The organism is Nonomuraea spiralis, assembly GCF_014648435.1.
Lineage (GTDB): Bacteria > Actinomycetota > Actinomycetes > Streptosporangiales > Streptosporangiaceae > Nonomuraea > Nonomuraea spiralis.
The window spans coordinates 200,729-217,506 of the sequence record NZ_BMRC01000009.1 but is presented as its reverse complement, the minus strand read 5'-3'; the positions used below and the strand labels follow the sequence as shown (position 1 = coordinate 217,506).

16 protein-coding genes are annotated in these 16,778 nt (G+C 71.4%); 7 read left to right on the top strand and 9 right to left on the bottom strand.

Annotated features, from left to right (window positions below; translation table 11 throughout):
• Positions 1-7: 7 nt before the first annotated feature.
• From IEZ27_RS23805 to IEZ27_RS23780, 6 genes are all read right to left on the bottom strand, one after another.
• Positions 8-2,227: an FtsX-like permease family protein gene (locus IEZ27_RS23805; protein ID WP_189649262.1), complete on the bottom strand. Its 2,220-nt coding sequence runs from the start codon at positions 2,225-2,227 to the stop codon at positions 8-10.
• Positions 2,224-2,904, bottom strand: coding sequence for an ABC transporter ATP-binding protein (locus tag IEZ27_RS23800; protein WP_189649261.1), 681 nt, complete (start codon positions 2,902-2,904; stop codon positions 2,224-2,226). Before IEZ27_RS23800 ends, IEZ27_RS23805 begins: the two co-directional genes overlap by 4 nt.
• Entirely contained in the window at positions 2,901-3,428 is a 528-nt protein-coding gene (locus tag IEZ27_RS23795; RefSeq protein WP_125636263.1) for a PadR family transcriptional regulator, read from the bottom strand. The genes IEZ27_RS23800 and IEZ27_RS23795 overlap by 4 nt, the downstream gene beginning before the upstream one ends.
• Positions 3,429-3,499: 71 nt before the next feature.
• Positions 3,500-4,084, bottom strand: coding sequence for a hypothetical protein (locus IEZ27_RS23790; RefSeq protein WP_189649260.1), 585 nt, complete (start codon positions 4,082-4,084; stop codon positions 3,500-3,502).
• A 197-nt stretch (positions 4,085-4,281) separates the two neighbouring features.
• Positions 4,282-6,525, bottom strand: coding sequence for an immune inhibitor A domain-containing protein (locus tag IEZ27_RS23785; protein WP_189649259.1), 2,244 nt, complete (start codon positions 6,523-6,525; stop codon positions 4,282-4,284).
• Positions 6,526-6,598: 73 nt separating this feature from the next.
• A complete protein-coding gene (locus IEZ27_RS23780; RefSeq protein ID WP_189649258.1) occupies positions 6,599-7,009 on the bottom strand; it encodes an organic hydroperoxide resistance protein in 411 nt (136 codons plus the stop codon).
• A 93-nt stretch (positions 7,010-7,102) separates the two neighbouring features.
• Between IEZ27_RS23780 and IEZ27_RS23775 the strand changes: the two genes are divergently transcribed.
• From IEZ27_RS23775 to IEZ27_RS23755, 5 genes are all read left to right on the top strand, one after another.
• A complete protein-coding gene (locus tag IEZ27_RS23775; protein ID WP_189649257.1) occupies positions 7,103-7,675 on the top strand; it encodes a TetR/AcrR family transcriptional regulator in 573 nt (190 codons plus the stop codon).
• A 691-nt stretch (positions 7,676-8,366) separates the two neighbouring features.
• Positions 8,367-9,971: a sulfatase family protein gene (locus tag IEZ27_RS23770; RefSeq protein WP_189649256.1), complete on the top strand. Its 1,605-nt coding sequence runs from the start codon at positions 8,367-8,369 to the stop codon at positions 9,969-9,971.
• 138 nt (positions 9,972-10,109) lie between these two features.
• A complete protein-coding gene (locus IEZ27_RS23765) occupies positions 10,110-11,351 on the top strand; it encodes an alpha/beta hydrolase (protein ID WP_189649255.1) in 1,242 nt (413 codons plus the stop codon).
• 77 nt (positions 11,352-11,428) lie between these two features.
• A complete protein-coding gene (locus tag IEZ27_RS23760; RefSeq protein WP_189649254.1) occupies positions 11,429-11,851 on the top strand; it encodes a hypothetical protein in 423 nt (140 codons plus the stop codon).
• Between the two features lie 128 nt (positions 11,852-11,979).
• Positions 11,980-12,168 carry a DUF5708 family protein gene (locus tag IEZ27_RS23755; RefSeq protein WP_125636256.1) on the top strand — a complete coding sequence of 63 codons (189 nt, stop codon included), beginning with the start codon at positions 11,980-11,982 and terminating at the stop codon, positions 12,166-12,168.
• A 2-nt stretch (positions 12,169-12,170) separates the two neighbouring features.
• On the opposite strand, the gene IEZ27_RS23750 is transcribed toward IEZ27_RS23755, so the two are convergent.
• A complete protein-coding gene (locus tag IEZ27_RS23750) occupies positions 12,171-12,665 on the bottom strand; it encodes a hypothetical protein (protein WP_189649253.1) in 495 nt (164 codons plus the stop codon).
• A gap of 665 nt (positions 12,666-13,330) precedes the next feature.
• On the opposite strand from IEZ27_RS23750, the gene IEZ27_RS23745 reads away from it, so the two are divergent.
• Both IEZ27_RS23745 and IEZ27_RS23740 read left to right on the top strand, forming a co-directional pair.
• Positions 13,331-13,858, top strand: a complete 528-nt coding sequence (locus IEZ27_RS23745; protein ID WP_189649252.1) for a hypothetical protein — start codon at positions 13,331-13,333, stop codon at positions 13,856-13,858.
• A 210-nt stretch (positions 13,859-14,068) separates the two neighbouring features.
• Positions 14,069-14,689, top strand: a complete 621-nt coding sequence (locus tag IEZ27_RS23740; protein WP_189649251.1) for a phospholipase — start codon at positions 14,069-14,071, stop codon at positions 14,687-14,689.
• Here IEZ27_RS23740 and IEZ27_RS23735 read toward each other — a convergent pair.
• Complete coding sequence (locus tag IEZ27_RS23735; RefSeq protein WP_125636253.1) at positions 14,686-15,348, bottom strand: TetR/AcrR family transcriptional regulator; 663 nt, start codon at positions 15,346-15,348, stop codon at positions 14,686-14,688. The genes IEZ27_RS23740 and IEZ27_RS23735 overlap by 4 nt on opposite strands.
• A 71-nt stretch (positions 15,349-15,419) precedes the next feature.
• Positions 15,420-16,643: a cytochrome P450 gene (locus IEZ27_RS23730; RefSeq protein WP_189649250.1), complete on the bottom strand. Its 1,224-nt coding sequence runs from the start codon at positions 16,641-16,643 to the stop codon at positions 15,420-15,422.
• Between the last annotated feature and the right edge of the window lie 135 nt (positions 16,644-16,778).

Below are 16,778 nucleotides of genomic sequence, written 5' to 3'. Positions count from 1 at the left end.
GTGGCTCCTATTCGAAACGCGCGTTGTCGGGCGCGGTCATGTGCCGCAGCAGCGGCAGCGCGGTCAGGATCACCAGCAGGGACGCGGCCAGCCCGCCGCCGACGCTCGCGAAGTAGACCGGCCCCGGCATGGCCAGGGAGGCCCCCTTCATCCCCATCGCGTCGATGAACGGCGCGGCCACCCCGAACCCGGCCCCCGCGGCGACCACGGCCGCCAGGACGAGCGGCAGCGCCGACTCCAGCAGCACGACCGCGCCCAGAGTGCGGCCGGGCGTGCCCGACAACCGCAGCAGCGTGAACGGCTGCCTGCGCTCCATCAGCCCGCCGCCGACCGCCACCACGAGGCTGCAACCGCCGGCGAGCAGGGTGAGCGCGACCATGGCCAGCGCGACGTTCTCGGCCTGGGTGTAGAGCGTCGCCCTGACCTGGGCGACCTCGTCGAACGTCATCGGCGGGCCGGCGCTCTGGGTGGCCAGCAGGGTGCGGATGCGTTCCAGCGCCGCCGGGTCGGCCATGGTGACCAGCACGGCGGACAGGTTGAGCCCGGTCGCGGAGACGGCCTGGCTGCCGGGGCCGGCGAGGGGGATCAGTTTGTCGATGGTGAGCGGGTTGTCGGCCCATACCACCCGGTCGAACTGGCCGGCGACGGCCTGCGCGCCCTGCGGGCATTGCCCGAGCGCGGGGAAGCGGGCCAGGTTCGCGCACTCGACGACCGCCCGGGGCGGCGGCGGCCGGTCGGGGCGGATCACCCGGTTCTCCTCCTCCTTGGCGGCGTAGACCGGCAACACGCCGACGCCCGGGTAGGCCCGCAGCCTGGCCAGCAGGTCGGCCCCGGCCTGCGGCGACAGCCCGTTGCCGCCCAGGGGGCCGAGCGGGGCGCGCAGCACGCCGGACAGCGTGCCGCCGGCCACCGCCCGCTGTCCGTCGAGCACAGCGGGGACGATCCCCGCGATGGCCGTCCCGATGAACACCGCGAGGACGAGCCCGCTCACCGACCGGAAGGCGGCCTTCGGGTCGGCGGCCAGCCGGCGCGCCGCGAGCAACATCGCCGCTCCCCTGGTCAGCCGGGCGGCCAGGCGGGCGGCCAGCATGGTCAGCCAGGGCCCGGCCAGGATCAGCCCGATCATGATCAACGCCAGGGCCGCCGTGGCCGACACGGTGTCCGGCTTGCGGTCCTCGGTCCGGAACACCGGGCCCGCGAACAGCGCCAGCCCGGCCAGCAGCGGGATCACCCGCCAGGCCCGTGGCGGTCGCGGCGCCCCCTTCCTGAGCGCGCCGAGCGGCGAGATCCGTACGCGGCGCAGCGACCACAACGCGCTGGCCCCCGCCAGCAGCGGGACGCCGGCCAGCACGGCCGCGTACTGCCATCCGGCCGGGGCCACCGTGTCGGGGAAGAATCGGGAGCCGGTGATGGGGATGCCGGTCACGGCCGGGCGTACCAGGAGGAACAGTCCGATCCCGGCAGCCGTGCCGGTCAGCGCGCCGAGCGCCGAGTCCACCGCGGCGAACAGGTTGACCTGCCGGGACGTCCCGCCCACCAGCCGGATCGCGGCGAAGCGCGCCTCGCGGCGGGCGGCGGCCAGCCGGGTGGCGCTGTTCACCAGCACGACCAGCGGCACCAGCAGCCCGACGGCCGCGATCGCGAACCCGAACTGGTAGATGTCGGCGTTGTCATCGACGGCGGGCTCGGCGGCCGTCGTGTCGACCTGCCTGGTGCCGAGCAGCGCGGCGACCTGTTCGGGCGTACGTCCGAGCACGATGGTCAGGGCGTCGGGGCCGGACAGGGCGGCGCGGCCGATCGTGCCGGCGCGGGAGCCGGGGAACCGGTCGGCGAGCTGCTCGCGCGGCACCGAGTCCAGCAGCCGGGCCAGCGCCGGGGAGACGTAGTACTGGCCTGGGGCGGGCATGCGGGACAGGCCGGGGATGACGGGGGCGCGCGCGCCGAGCGCGGCGGCGTCGAGGCGCTTGATCGCCCGGCCCGCGTAGTAGTCCTCGCGGTAGTTCCACAGGGCGCCGGTGGCGGTGGGGTCGAGGACCCAGCCACTGGGGGCGGTGCCGCGGGTGCACTCCCAGCAGGTACGTTCGTTGGCCGCCTGGAAGGCGTTGAACAGGGAGAGCGTGGTCAGCAGCACCGCCACGCCGACCGCGACCCCGGCGACGATCAGCGCGAGCCGGGCCGTCGCCTCCCTGCCACCGGCCAGCGACAGCCGCAGGCCGAGGGCGATCATCGTACGACCTCGCCGGCGTAGGGGTCGGTGAGCCTGCCGTCGCGGACGATGACCTCCCGGTCGGCGGAGGAGGCGACGCGGGCGTCGTGGGTCACCACGATCACGGTCGTGCCCTCCTCGCGGGCCAGGCCCACGAGCAGCTCCATGACGTGCTCGCCGGTCAGCGAGTCGAGCGCGCCGGTCGGCTCGTCGGCGAACAACACCCGCGGCCCGGTCGCCAGCGCCCTGGCCACCGCCACGCGCTGCGCCTGACCGCCGGACAGCTCGCCGATGCGCCGGCCGCCCAGCCCGTCCAGCTCCAGACGCTCCAGCCAGCCGTCCGCCCGCCGGTACGCCTCCTTGCGCCTGGTACGTGCGAGGAGCAGCGGCAGTGCGACGTTGTCGGCCGCCGTCAGCTCCGGCACGAGCTGCCCGAACTGGAACACGAAGCCGAACGCCGTGCGCCGCAGCCGGGTGCGCCGGTCGTCGCTCATCGTGTCCAGGCGCCGCCCGTCGAACCACACCTCGCCGCTGTCGGGGGTGAAGATCCCGGCCAGGCAGTGCAGCAGCGTCGACTTGCCCGAGCCGCTCGGGCCCATGACCGCCAGGACCTCCCCGGCGCCGACCTCCAGGCTGGCCTCCCGCAGCGCCGGTGTCCGGCCGTACGAGCGGCTGATCTCGCGCGCTTCCAGGATCATGACGTACGTACCAGCTCGGCCAGCGCGTCCAGCCGCGCCTGGGTGACGTCGATCCAGCGCAGGTCGGCTTCGAGGTGGAACATGCCGTGGTCGGCCAGCAGCGCGTCGGCCAGCGAGTCACCCCGCTTGATCTGGGCGAACTCCCGCATGCGCCGCAGATGCGTGGCCCGCTGGAGGTCGAGGTAGGCCGCCGCGTCGCGGCCCAGCATCAGCGCCAGCACGACCTTGGTGAACAACACCGTCTGCAGGTACGGCTCGGCCGCGACCGGCTCGCTCAGCCACTCCTCGACCTCCCGCGCGCCGATCGGGGTGATCGCGTAGCGCTTGCGCTCGGGGCCGTCGCCGGGCTCGCTCTGCCCGGCGGTGACCTTGCCGTCCCTGGCCAGCCGGCCGAGTGTGGAGTACACCTGGCCGAAGGGCAGCGACTTGCCGCGGCCGAAGTAGGTGTCGTAGTCGCGCTTCAGGTCGTAGCCGTGGCTCGGCTCCCGTTCCAGGAGACCGAGCAGCGCAAGAGGAACGCTCATGCCCCGTGACTAGATACCGAGAGTATATCCGCGAGGCATAAGCGTCCGGGCGAGGGCCGCGTGGCCCTTGGTCAGGAGGTGGTCGTGGACGGGCTCGGCGCCGGGGCGCCGGACCGGTCGCCGTGGTCGCGGTGCCGTCGGCCCTGCCCTTCGTCCTGCCCTTCTTCGTCCGAGGCGCGCCCCTTCCCGTGGCGGGCGGTCACGTCGTGGATGGTCATGGCGGTGGACGTGCCGTCGGTGACCTTGGCGGTGAGCATGACCTTCTGCCCGGTCTTGATCGCGCTGATGCCCTGGTCGCGGCGGCCGACCCGGGTGTCGGCGTTGACGACGTACTCCTTGGTGTAGCCGTCCGCGCTCTTGACCGTGACGGAGTCCTGGCTCACGGCGGTGACCTCGCCGTACTGGGCGGCGACCGTCACGTACGCCCCCTTCCCGTCGGGGACGACGAACTCCCCGTGGACGGGCGGGCCGCCGAACCCGTGTCCCATGCCCTTGCCGGGCGAGGTGGCGGTGGCCGAGGGCGTCTCGGTGGGCGACGGGGACGGCGACTGCGCCGAGGCGTAGGCGACCCCGGCCCCCGTGGCCAGGACGACCGCGGTGGTCGCGGCGAGCAGCAAGGAACGGGAGAAGCGGCGCTTGGGTGGCTCGTTCGTCATGGTCTCCGTCGTACCGAATCCGTCGGAACCAGCGTTCATCATCTTTCCTCCCTACCGACTACAACAGCACAACAGTGCACTAACCCAACCAAAACGGTCATAAACCAACAAAAGGTGCGGCCAGCACGCGAACCGCGTGCGGGCCGCACCTTTCGGCTCAGGATCCGAACCTTCGGCTCAGGACCGGGATCTTCGGCTCAGGAGCCGGAGACGCGTACCGTCGCGCGCTCGCCGTCGCGCAGGACGGAGATCCGGGTGCCGGTGTCAGGCACCTTCACCCCGAGCTCGGGCAGGTCGGGGTTCCAGTAGACGCCACGCCGGTCGTCGAACACCGGGACGCCCGGACGGGCCGGGAACACGGCCGGCACGCCCGCCGAGTGCAGCCGCAGCCGGTCCGTACGCTCGGTGCCGAACGGCGCGTCGAACACCTGGAGCCGCGCCCCGGCGGTAGTCCCGCTGGTCCAGCGCAGCGGCTCCGGACGGGCGTCCACGGGCAGGATCATGCCCTCGCCGGGGTGGTTGCGGGTGGTGTTGTCGCCGTACCAGGCGTCCCACAGCCAGATGAGCACCCCCTGCTGGTACGGGTAGTGCTCGACCCGCTGACTGCCGGTCCATCCGAAGTTGTACGGCCCGGTCCGCAGGTAGGCGTTGTAACCGGTGTACCGGCGGTTCTCGGCGAGGTAGGCGCGGGAGAAGCGCTGCACGCCCACCTCGCCGCTGCGCGTGAACCCGACCGCCGTCCACTCGCCCTCACCCTGCTCGACGTCGTCGGCGAACACGCCGGGCACCTCGATGCCGTCCACCCGGAAGCCGGACTCGGAGGTGTTGGAGTCGGTCGAGTAGCGGAAGCGGAACCAGATCTTGGCGCCCGCGTACGGGCTGAGGTCGTAGCTGAGCTCGCGCCAGTCCGACTGCCCGGTGAGCGGCTGCCCGACCGGCGTCCAGGACGCGCCGTCGCGCGAGACCTCGGCGTACAGGTAGTCGTAGCCCTGCTCGATCGCGTAGGCCGCGTGCGCCTTGAGCGTCGCCTCGGTGGCCCGGCCGAGGTCGATCTGCCGGGTGAGCGTCTGCTCAAGGTTGTCGCCCTTGCCGCTCCACCACTGCCACTCCCCCTGGTACGGCCTGCCGAGCGGCGTACTGATCTCGCGCGGCGGAAGGTCCACCACCAGCGCCTGCGGATCGCGGGTGTTGTAGGAGCCGACGCCCAGGGTGTGCGTGGACGGGGTGGCCGCGCGCGCCCGGTCGTAGGACAGCCAGCCGAGCTGGAGCTTGCTCCAGGCGTCCAGGTCGCCGGCGTACTCGCCCAGCGGCCCGGTCCGCGAGCTCAGGTAGGACCCGGACGACATCAGCGACCAGAAGTTGACCGCGTTGTCGCCCGCGCCCGAGTACAGGTCCGGCAGGCCGAGGTCGTGGCCGTACTCGTGGGCGGTCAGGCCGACGCCACTGTTCTCCCCGGCCGTCAGGTAGTCGCCGATCCAGATGCCGGTGTCGCCGATCTGCGTGCCGCCGTTGCGGTTGCCGTCGGGGCCCGCCTGGCCGCGCTCGGGCCAGTAGGCGAAGTAGCGGTGGGCCCAGACCGCGTCCGCGCCCTGCGCGCCGCCGCCCCACGTCTCGTCCACACCCGCGTGTACGACCTGGTAGTGGTCGAGGTAACCGTCGGGCTCGTCGAAGTCGCCGTCGTTGTCGTAGTCGTAGCGGTCCCAGACGTCGTACTTGGCCAGTTCGGCGCGGATCTGCTCCGCGGTCCTGCCCTTGGCCTTCTCGGCGTCGTACCAGGCGTTGGCCGAGTCGCGTACCAGGTCCCAGTTGTTCCAGCAGATGCCGCCCTCTTCGGGGGCGCACCGGTCGCTGCCGTAGCGGGCCTCGTTGTACGGGACGCGTACCCAGTCGCTGACGTAGCCGTCGATGTCGTAGCGGCCGGAGGACTGGAGGCGGTAGTAGTCGCGCAGCGAGTTGCCGCCGGTCGCGAAGTAGGACTTGTCGTAGGAGGCGCGGTTGAAGTCCGGACGCCAGAGGGTGTGGTTGTCGTCGGTGCCGCGCGGGTCGGGGATCGCGTTGTGGCGGGGGCCGGGCTGTCCGCCGTACTTGACCTGGCCGTCGATCTTCGTCTCGTTGTCGACCTTGTCGCCGAACTCGGCCAGTACGACGAAGATCTGGTCCTTGCGCTCCTGAGCGAGCTCGACGTAGCGGTGGCCGACCTTGACCGAACGGCCGGTGCGTGCCTTGGCCGCCGCCGCGTCCGGGGATAAGACGCCTTCGACGGCCTGCCTGCGCAGTGCCGCCTGCTCGCGTTGCTGGGGGCTGAGCGGGGAGATCTCCCGGCTCGTCTTCTTGGCCGGTGGCGCCTGCGCGGTCGCGGCGGAGACCGGCTGGGTGAGGGGCGGGGTGACGAGCGCGGCGAACGCCACGAGGGCGGCCGCCGCGGAGAGAGTGATTCGCATGGCATGTAACATGTCACACTCCAAGCCCGCCCTCTACCCCCGCACGATCTTCCCTTCGGGCACGCGCCCGTCGTCACTCGACGATCAGGTTGACCGGGATGTTGCCGCGGGTGGCGTTGGAGTAGGGGCAGACCTGATGGGTGGCCTCGACGAGCTCGCGGGCCGCCTCCGGCGCGATGTCGTCGGGCAGCTCGACGCGGAGCGTGGCGTCGAGCTGGAAGCCGCCGGCGCCGTTGGGCGAGAGGCCGATCTCCGCCGTGACCGACGCGTCCGAGACGTCGAGCTGCTTCTGTGCCGCCACGAGCCGCATCGCCGAGGCGAAGCAGGCGGCGTAGCCGGCGGCGAAGAGCTGCTCGGGATTGGTGCCCTCGCCGTCGCCGCCCAGCTCCTTCTGGAGGGCCAGCTTGACGTCCAGCCTGCCGTCGGAGGAGACCGCGCGCCCGTCACGGCCGGCGGAGGTGGCGATGGCGGTGTACATGCTCATGTCCGGTGAACCCTTCTTCGGTGAGCCAGACAGACCTGTCTGTCTGGTCTGTTGGACATGAGACTAGACAGGTCTGTCTGGTAACGTCAAGGGGTGAGTGCACCGACCCCGAAGGACCCCCGTCCGAGCCCGGCGCGCGCCCGCGTCCTGGAGACCGCGGCACGGCTGTTCTACGCGGAGGGCGTGCACTCGGTGGGGATCGACCGCATCATCGCGGAGGCGGGCGTCGCCAAGGCGACCTTCTACCACCACTTCCCGAGCAAGGACGACCTCGTCCGGGCGTACATCACCGAGCAGAGCGCGCTGCAGCGGACCGTGGCCGCCTCGATCCGCGCGGCCTCGCCCCGGGAGACGCTGGAGGCCATCTTCGCGTTCATGTGCGAGTTCGGGTCGAGCGCCCAGTACCGGGGGTGCCCGTTCGTCAACACGGCGGCCGAGTACCCCGATCCGGCGCATCCCGTACGGGAGGCGATCGCCGAGCACCGGCGCTGGAACCGCGACCTGTACCGCGACCTCCTCGACGCCGACGGCCACCCCGACGCCGAGCGCACCGCCGACATCCTGCTCCTGATCAGGGACGGCCTGGTGGTCGGCTTCGACCTCGACGACCCGGCACGCGTCCGCGCCACAGTCAAAGAAACCCTGACCCGCACCCTGACCCCTTAACCCCACCCCCTAAGCACCACCACTCCGAGCCCAACGCCCACCTCACCCCCGACGCCCCGCCCCCTGCCCCGGCCCTGCCCGACCCGGCCTCACACTCCCGCCTCGGACGCCCTCACCGCCTCCCGCCATCGGCCATCGCCCCCGCGCCCTCACCCGAGTCGGCGTTGGCGTAAACCAGGGTCGGGTTCCCTGCCCCCGCACCCCCGCCTCGGGCCAGCCCTCACCCAGGCGACTCCGATCCGGAGCCCCCGGTCCTGGGCCGCCCTGATGCGGAGCCACCCCGATTCGGGCCGCCCTGATGCGAGGCAGGGGCGTCTCGCGTCCGGGTGCCCTTCGTGGTCCCGCGTGGGATGCGCCCGTCGGATGCGCCGGCCCCCTCCTCTCCCACCGGGCCCCTCACGCTGGGCCCCTCACGCTGGGCCCCTCACGCTGGGCCCCTCACGCTGGGCCCCTCAACGCTGGACCCCTCACGCTGAGTCCCTCTCGCTGAGTCCCTCTCGCTGGGTCGCCCTTCCTCTTCCGCCTGGGCCCTCCCTCTCGCCTGGCTGGATCCGGTGGCCGCAACCTTGGAGGATTGTGGGGGTTTTGTGTCTTATGGGTGGTTTGTCTGGTATTACTTGGCAGCGCCATTCCTCCCCTCCCCACCGCTAACGAGGCAGTCATGTCGATGTCCGGAAATATCAGGAGAAGCGTGGCTGTGGCGGTGACCGTCGTCCTCGCCCTGCTCGTCGCCTCCCCCACGACCGGCGCGACCGCCGCCACCACCCCGGCCACCCCGGCCGCTCCAGCCACTCCGGCCGCCCCCGCCCGGCCCAACATCATCTTCTTCCTCGTCGATGACATGTCGGCCGACCTGCTCCCCTACATGGACACGGTCCGCGGCCTGGCCGACGGCGGCACCACGTTCACCGACTACTACGTGTCCGACTCCCTGTGCTGCCCCTCCCGGGCCACGATGTTCACCGGCCAGTTCCCCCACAACACCGGCGTACGGACCAACCAGGGCTACGACCGCGGCGGCTACCAGGCGTTCGCCAAGCACGAGGGCCGGACGTACGCCGTCCCCCTCCACGAGGCCGGCTACCGCACGGGGTACCTGGGCAAGTACATCAACGAGTACCCCGCCCGCCCCGGCTACCAGGTGCCCCCTGGCTGGGACGAATGGCACGTCTCCGCGGGCGGCGGCTACAACGAGTTCAGGTACCAGCTCACCCGCTACATCAAGGAGAAGTCGGGCGCCCGGCGGCCGATCACCCCTTCCAAGGGCACGTACCTGGTGGACGAGCTGGGCAGGCGTGCGACCGCCTTCATCGAACGATCCCGCGAGTACGCCCCCGGCCGCCCGTTCTTCCTCCAGGTGTCCCCCTTCTCCCCGCACAACAGGGTGGACGTCAAGCCCGGCGACACCGAGCCCCGCTTCCCGCCCGCGCCGCGCGACCGGCCGAAGGATCGGTTCCCGGCCGGCGAGTTCCCCCACGGCGACTGCGGCGGCCCCGACTGCGACACCATCGACGTGACCACCCTGCCCGCCTTCGACGAGGACACCGCCGACAAACCCTCCTGGGTACGCCGCAAGCCGATCGGCGCCAAGCGCGTCAAGGAGCTGCGTGAGGACTTCCGCGACCGGATCCGCATGGTCCAGTCGGTCGACGACATGGTGGGACGGGTCCTGTCCACGCTGACCGAGCGCGAGCGCGGCAACACCTACGTCGTGTTCGCCAGCGACAACGGCTTCCACCTCGGCCAGCACCGCCTGGTACGCGGCAAGTCCACCGCCTACGACCACGACGTACGGGTCCCGCTGCTGGTCAAGCGGCCGGCCACGGGACAACACGACCGCCTGGTGAGCAACGCCATCGCCCAGAACGTGGACCTGTTCCCGACCTTCCTCGACATGGCCGGCATCGCCCCGGCGACGCGCGACAGCCGGGACGGCCGCAGCCTGCTCCCCCTGATCGAGGGCCGGCAGGTCACGGACTGGCGGCAGGCGGCCCTGGTCGAGCACGTACGCCCGGATCCGCGTACGCCGGGCAAACCCGACCCCGACGCCGACCGGCTGAAGAAGGGCAACGCGCAGCCGCCCACGTACAACGCCGTACGCACCGCCGGTGAGCTGTACGTCGAGTACGAGGGCGACCCGAAGCCCGAGTACTACGACACCGTCACCGATCCCCGCCAGGAGTCCAACGACCCCGGCAACACCCGGACGGCGTACCTGGCCAAGGTCCTCCAAGGTCTGACGACCTGCGGCCGGCCCGGCGCGCCCGACTGCTGGACGGCCGCCCACCTGCGCTGAGCCGCGGGCGGGACGGACGGCGGGGTACGGCGGCCGATGTACCCCGCAGGTTGACCCTCTTCGGATCGGCGGTTGACGCCCCGACCGCCGGTCCGTCCGTAGCCTGGGACGGTCGGGAGTCCGAACCGAAGGAGAACCATGCGGTTCACGTCCACCCTGGCCGGATTACTGCTGATCACGGGCGCGATGACGGCGCCGGCGACGCCCGCCGAGGCGGCCGCGTGCGCGACCGTACTCTCCCACCCTGACGGCTACGGCATCACCTGCGCCGACGTGCAGCGGCGCCCGCAGAGCGACGGCTCTGAGCTGCGGGACGTCACCATGACCTCCACCGCGATCTTCCAGGCGGCCGGCGGCACGCCGGTCATCAACCCGCTGTCGCGCCCGATCACCGTCCGCGTCTACCTCCCGAAGGGGTACGACCCGCAGCGCGCCGCCCGCTACCCGGCGCTCTACCTGATCAACGGGGGCGGCGACAACTACGACTCGTGGACCGCCAAGGCCGACCTCGTCTCCCTCGTCCGGACCGCGGGCGCCTTCAAGGGCATCGTGGTGATGCCGACCGGCGGGATGACCGGCTGGTACGCGGACTGGGCCGGCCGTACGGACGGATATTTCGCGCCGAAGTGGGAGACGTACCACATCAACCAGCTCATCCCGTGGATCGACGCCAACTTCAACACCGTCGCCAACCGGTCAGGACGCGGCCTGGCGGGGTTGTCCATGGGCGGCTACGGCACGCTCAGGTACGCCGCCGCGCACCCCGGCGTGTTCTCGGTGATCGGCGCCTTCTCACCGGGCATCGACCTGCGCGCCAAGCCCGCCCAGGCCACGATCTCCGACTCGATGTGGCAGTCCGGCGCGGCCGTCAACCTGACGGACCTGGGCGAGTTCCGGGTCAACAAGTACGAGAACGGCAGCCCGCTGCCCGTCCCCGACCAGGACGTGCAGCGCCGCTACCGCCTGGACACCCTGTTCGGCCCGCACACCACCACCGTCTTCCACGGCCGGACCGTCGACGACTGGCCCGCGGCCAACCCGGCCGACCTGGTCACGCAGGGCAAGTACGCGCCCTACGACGGACGCCTCGCCCTCTACGCGGGCGGCTGCGCGACCGTCCCGCACGTTCCCGGGGGCAGCGAGCCCGCGCCCGCCGAGTGCGGCTACGACACCAGGGCGAGCGACAACGCCGGGGGTGTCAGCGAGCCGATCCTCGGGGCGTACGCGAGCGAGTTCGACGCGACGCTGACCGGCCTCGGCGTCGGCCACCGCTACTGCTACACGAAGGGCGGCCACGACTGGAACGCCTGGCCGGCCTACCTGGTCGACTTCCTCCAGTACGCCTACGGCACCGCCCCGGCCCGCTGCCCCGCCGTCTGACGCCCCCTGCGCATCCGTCTCCCGTTCCCATCCCGCTTCCAAGTCGCCCGCAAGTACCGGCCGGTACTCCTGGACCGGTGACGAACCATCGCCTGACCCGAGTCCTGGCCGCCCTGGGCGCCGCCGTCCTCGTGCTCGCCGCGCACAGCACCGCCGCCGCGGCCGACCCGGCGAGCTGGAGGTGGGGCGCCCTGCACTCCACCGACGGCCTGGCGAGCGCCCGGGGCAAGGTCGTCGCCGGCCAGTCGGGGCTCGCCGTGACCGGCTACCTCGACGACGACCGCGGCAAAGGCTGCTCGTGGGTGGTCCTCAGGTACCAGAGCGCGAGCAACGGGCGCTGGCGGACGTTCGGGATCTACAACTGCGTACCGGGCACGGGCTCCTTCCGGAAGGGCGTCGGCGGGGTGCTGCAGATCCGGGCGCAGGTGTGCCGGGGCACCTCCAAGCGCCCGGTCGGCAGGTGCTCGCGCTGGCGGACCATCTACACGCAGGGCGGATGACCGCCGCGTGAGCCCTCGGGCCGTCAGCCGAAGGATGTAGCCCGATCTCGTCAACCGGCAGGAGTTCCGGCCGCCGGGCCGTCACTAGGGTCGTCTCAGACCCCATGACCTGCCCGGAAGGACCGAAGATGGCCTCTGCCCGCAAGACGCTTCTCACGGGCTCGCTCACTTTCGTGGCGGGCCTGGCGCTCTGGCTGTTCGGACTGGACGAGGAGATCTTCATCGTCACGCCGTCGAAGGTCGGCGTCGTCCTGATGGTCCTCGGCGGCCTGGAGATCCTGTACGGCGTGCTCAAGACCGTCCGCGACGACGCCTAGGGTCAGCCGGCGCGCTTCTTGCTGGCGATGATGTAGAGCACCAGCTCACCGCAGGCGTGGCAGACGGTCACGTCCCCGTCCGCGCGCAGGTGGTCGGGCACCGCCCGCGCGCCGCAGAACGCGCACGGCCGCTCGACCGGCTCCCGATCCCCGCGCGTGGCCCCGGCCGTCGCCAGCAGCGCGCAGCCCAGGCAGATCGAGACCGACTTGCCGACGACGAGGTCCGCGGGATCGGGCGCCGAGCCGCAGAAGGCGCACTCGAACACCGCCGCCACGCCGATGTAGTCGCTCGGCCGCCCGTTCTCCTCGGACAACACCGTCCGCAGGACGGTCAGGCAGCGGCTCGCGACCTCGTCCGTGACCCCGGCCCGCAGAAGTTCCGCCCTGAGCGCCGCGCGGGCGCCGGCGTTCTCGGGCGGGAGCGCCTTCAGCAGCGCGAGCAGCGCCTCGTCCAGGGCGCGCAGTGCGTCGGCGGCCTGGGCGGCGAGGTCACGCATGCCGCCTCGCCGCCCCGGCCGCGCCCTCCGGGTCGCTCGCCCCCTCGCCGGCGAGCGACGGACGCGGAATGCCGGGCCCGTACTCGCGGGCCGTCCCATCGCGTACGAACCATTTCCACTCCGGGCCCGCCCGGAAAGGAGCCGGACGGCACTGCCGGGCGCTTTTGGCGACTCGCCGAGAAACGCTTCTTCGTGATCGTTCTAGAATTCCACACCAATGTGCGCGGCCCGCGTCAATGGCCGTCGGCGCGTCCACTCCGGGCCGGTTGAATTCGTGCGGCACGAAATCGGCGGCCGGCTCGATCCGGCGCGCGCCGATGAGCGCCGCACCGTCCGGCGCGAGGGGCATCCGCTCAGCCCCTGCCGCCGACCAGCGGGGCGGACGCCTCTGCCGGGTGGCGCGGACGGCGATAATTTTCATCCTTAAACCGGATCACGTATTCCTCATTTCAGACGGAGGTCGAGGCACTCCTTTCGCGGCCATCATGGCCCCGGTCGCAAAATGCGTCAACGGGAGCCGGGCCTACATTTTCCCTATATTGCGGCGTGCCGCCGTCTTGCGAACTTCGATCTGTCCCGGCACGCTGGCAGGCGTGGCGGATAACCGTACTGGAAAGGGCCGCGAGCGAGCGGCGCGCCGATGGTGGGCCGCGCCGCGCGGCGAAATGTTCAGCCTTCCGGAAATCCTCGCCAAGCTCGCGGACCCCGACCGCGAGGCGCCCGGCGATCCAGAGCTGCGCGAGCTGTTCGAACGGGACCAGGACGACCGGCGCGACGGCGTGCTCAGGGACGGCGGCGGCGGGCGCGACCTGGCCCGGCGGGCGCGGTGCATGGAGAAGTTCGCGGCCGGCGAGGTCAGGTCGCCGGGCGACTACTACCACCTGGCCATGGTGATGCAGCACGGCGGGCTGGCCGAGCACTACCACCTGGCGTTCGAGTTGTCGCGGCGGGCGGCCGACGCCGGTTGCCGGCCGGCCCGGCGGCTGGCGGCGGCGGCCCTCGACCGATGGTTGCTGCACATGGGCCTGCCCCAGCGGTACGGCACCCAGTACGTCGACACGGGCGGCCACTGGTCCCTCTACCGCGTCGACCCCGTCACGACGGACGCCGAACGCGCGGTCTGGGACGTCCCGCCCCTGGCGGAGGCCCTGGCACGGGCGGAGGAGATGAACTGGGCGGACGGCCCGCGATGACCCACCCGCGAATCACCACGAACACGGCTCAAAGCCGATAAAGGAGGTGATGTCGGGCTCATCTGCTTGTGTTGCTGAAAGTGGGGCCCGCACCGGGAAAACGGCCAGGATTTTGCCGCCGGTTTTCCTGCAGATCCGGGCCGTCGGCGGGGTCGCGGGTGAATCTGGCCATGACATTTTCCCGTCCCGGTCGAGACAGGCAGGTTTCCCATGGTCAGACGGGCTCTCGTGGCGCCGGTCCCGCTCGCGCTCTCTCTGGTCGCCGCCCTGGCGATCGCAACGCCGGCCCACGCGGTGACGCAGGAGGAGAAGCTCTCCGCGCTCGCCGGGCTCACCCAGCCCACCGCGGCCAGCGCCGCCTCCTGGCGGGACGCCTGGAAGGACCGGCGGTCGTGGGCGGACTTCGGCTTCGACTGGTCCAGCGACGGCTGTTCGAGCAGCCCGGACGAGCCGCTCGGCTTCGACTTCCGGCTGGCGTGCCGGCGGCACGACTTCGGCTACCGGAACTACCAGGCCGTGCACGAGTTCCGTGCGAACAAGGAGCGCATCGACCAGGCGCTCTACTTCGACCTGCAGCGGGTGTGCGCCCAGTACTCCTTCTTCCGCCGTCCGAGCTGCGAGGCCCTGGCCCTGATGTACTACCACGCGGTCCGCCGGTTCGGCGCCCCCCGCGTCAGCGACGACGAGGTCCGGGACGTACGGAACAGGCCCCGGCCGAACGACGACGCACGCGAGGACGACATCCCGGACGAAGACCTGCCGGACGTCAACCTGCGGCCCAACAGCCTGCCGATCGACGACGTGCTGAACGCGGCGCTGAACTTCTTCTAGGGCAGCAGGGCGCTGCTGAGCCCGCACACGGCGGTGATCAGGTTGTCCCCCAGCGAGCGCCACGCCTGCTCGGGGGAGGCGGCGGCACGGCCGGCGGCCAGGTCGGCCTCCAGCTCGGCACTCATGTGCACGACGAGCAGCCGGATCATGGCCGCCTGCCGCTCGGACAACTCCAGCGCCCGGTCCCGCATGGACGGCGGGCGCAGGAGCTCCAGGCGGCGGAACGAGGGCGTGCTCAGCGTCGCCTGTGCCGCGTACTCGCGGAAGGTGGGCTCCACGACGGCCTGGGCGAGGAACCGTCCGTACCAGGACGGGGTGCCCAGCTCGATGTGGTGCTCGATGCTCGGCGCGATGGCGCACGTGATCCAGTCGCGCAACGTCACCTCGCCGGACGCCTCCAGCGCGGCCACCATCGGCAGGCGGTGCAGGTCGATGGCGGCCGCGTGCCGGGACAGGATCGCCTGGATCAGCTCGTCACGGGTGCTGAAGTGGTATTGGACGGCGGACTTGTTCCGCTGGCCGGCCGCTTCGCGGATCATCCTGATCGACACGTTCGCGAAGCCGTGCTCGGCGTAGAGCCGCTCCGCGGTCGCCATGATCTTGTCCTTGACGCGGGTCGAGCGGGCAGGCGGCGCGGCGACCGCCGTACTGACGTCCATGACCGTCCTCGATCTTGTCTACAGCACCGTCCCCGAGCGAGTATCCCATGCCGCCGGAAGGGGACAGAAGGTCACCAGGTGACCCAGACATCCTGAAGGCCGCCGGACAGACCACCCGTACGCAGCCGCAGGTCCTCGGGAGCGTCGCGCAGCCGCAGGTCGGGCAGGCGGCGTGTCAGCAGGCCCAGGACGACCTGAAGCTCCACCCTGGCCAGCGGCTGGCCGAGGCAGTAGTGGCGGCCGGCGCCGAAGGTGAGGTGCTGGCTGCCGTTGTCCCGCCGCGGGTCGAACCGGTCGGGATCGGTGAACTTGGCCGGGTCGCGGTTCGCGGCGGGGACGTTGGGGATCAGCGTGCTGCCGGCGGGCACGGTGACCTCGCCCAGCTCGACGTCCTCGGTGATGAACCGGGGCACGCCGCCGATCGCCGACAACGTGCTGTCCAGCCGCAGGACCTCCTCCACCGTGCCGGGGATCAGGTCGGGGTCGTCGATCACGGCCTCGTAGCGCCGCCGGTCGGAGAGCAACATCGCCGTCATGATCGCGATCATGTTGGACGTGGTCTCGTGGCCGGCCAGCAGCAGCCCGCGTACGGTGGCGATGAGCTCGGCCTGGCTGAGCCTGCCGTCCTCGGCGTCGCTGATCTGGGTCAGCTCGCTGAGCAGGTCGTCGCCGGGGTTCGCGCGGTTGCGGTCGACCAGGTCCGACACGTACGCGTTGAACTCCCGGTAGGCCGCGTCGACCTCCTCCTGCGTGTTGCGCGTCAGCGTCAGCATCGTGCGCGACCAGTGCGCGAACTTGTCCTGGTCCTCGCTCGGCGCGCCGACCAGGGCGCAGATGACGCGTACCGGGAGGGGCAGGGCCAGACCGGATGACAGGTTGCCCGGGGAGCCCTTGGCCAGCATGTCGTCCAGCAGGTCCTCGGCCATGACCTCGACCCGGGAGCGCCACACCTCCATCTTGCGCGCGGTGAACCAGCGGCTCAGCAGCCGCCGCCAGCGCATGTGGCCCTCGCCCTCGTTGATGTCGCCGGCGCCTTCCTTGCTCCGGCTGAACAGGCCGCCGTCCTCCGTGGTGGACAGCCGGGCGGCGCCGTCGCGGGCGAGGTTGCGGCTGAAGCGCGGGTCGGCCAGCACGGCGCGGGCGTCGTCGTACCTGGTCACGAGGGTCGCCACGTCGCCGCTGGGCAGCCGTACGTGGGACACGGGACATTTCGCCCGCAGGTCGGCGAGTTGTGGCGGCGGTTCCAGCGCCATGGGGCGGTCGAAGGGGAAATCGGGGATCGCTTCTGCAGTCATGCGTCCTCCAGCTTGAAAGCCCGACACTTCGGAATATAAGGCGATCGCCTTATTTAAGGCAATCGCCTTGACTGGATGGATTACTTTGGGTTTGGGGATCTACCTGGGCATGACGAAGTGAAGGGTGTGCTGGTC

Bases quoted from the DNA above. Each gene is read 5' to 3' on its own strand.
- IEZ27_RS23805 (WP_189649262.1), bottom strand. From the start codon at position 2,227: ATGATCGCCCTCGGCCTGCGGCTGTCGCTGGCCGGTGGCAGGGAGGCG.
- IEZ27_RS23800 (WP_189649261.1), bottom strand. From the start codon at position 2,904: ATGATCCTGGAAGCGCGCGAGATCAGCCGCTCGTACGGCCGGACACCG.
- IEZ27_RS23795 (WP_125636263.1), bottom strand. From the start codon at position 3,428: ATGAGCGTTCCTCTTGCGCTGCTCGGTCTCCTGGAACGGGAGCCGAGC.
- IEZ27_RS23790 (WP_189649260.1), bottom strand. From the start codon at position 4,084: ATGACGAACGAGCCACCCAAGCGCCGCTTCTCCCGTTCCTTGCTGCTC.
- IEZ27_RS23785 (WP_189649259.1), bottom strand. From the start codon at position 6,525: ATGCGAATCACTCTCTCCGCGGCGGCCGCCCTCGTGGCGTTCGCCGCG.
- IEZ27_RS23780 (WP_189649258.1), bottom strand. From the start codon at position 7,009: ATGAGCATGTACACCGCCATCGCCACCTCCGCCGGCCGTGACGGGCGC.
- IEZ27_RS23765 (WP_189649255.1), top strand. From the start codon at position 10,110: ATGCGGTTCACGTCCACCCTGGCCGGATTACTGCTGATCACGGGCGCG.
- IEZ27_RS23755 (WP_125636256.1), top strand. From the start codon at position 11,980: ATGGCCTCTGCCCGCAAGACGCTTCTCACGGGCTCGCTCACTTTCGTG.
- IEZ27_RS23750 (WP_189649253.1), bottom strand. From the start codon at position 12,665: ATGCGTGACCTCGCCGCCCAGGCCGCCGACGCACTGCGCGCCCTGGAC.
- IEZ27_RS23745 (WP_189649252.1), top strand. From the start codon at position 13,331: ATGTTCAGCCTTCCGGAAATCCTCGCCAAGCTCGCGGACCCCGACCGC.
- IEZ27_RS23740 (WP_189649251.1), top strand. From the start codon at position 14,069: ATGGTCAGACGGGCTCTCGTGGCGCCGGTCCCGCTCGCGCTCTCTCTG.
- IEZ27_RS23735 (WP_125636253.1), bottom strand. From the start codon at position 15,348: ATGGACGTCAGTACGGCGGTCGCCGCGCCGCCTGCCCGCTCGACCCGC.
- IEZ27_RS23730 (WP_189649250.1), bottom strand. From the start codon at position 16,643: ATGACTGCAGAAGCGATCCCCGATTTCCCCTTCGACCGCCCCATGGCG.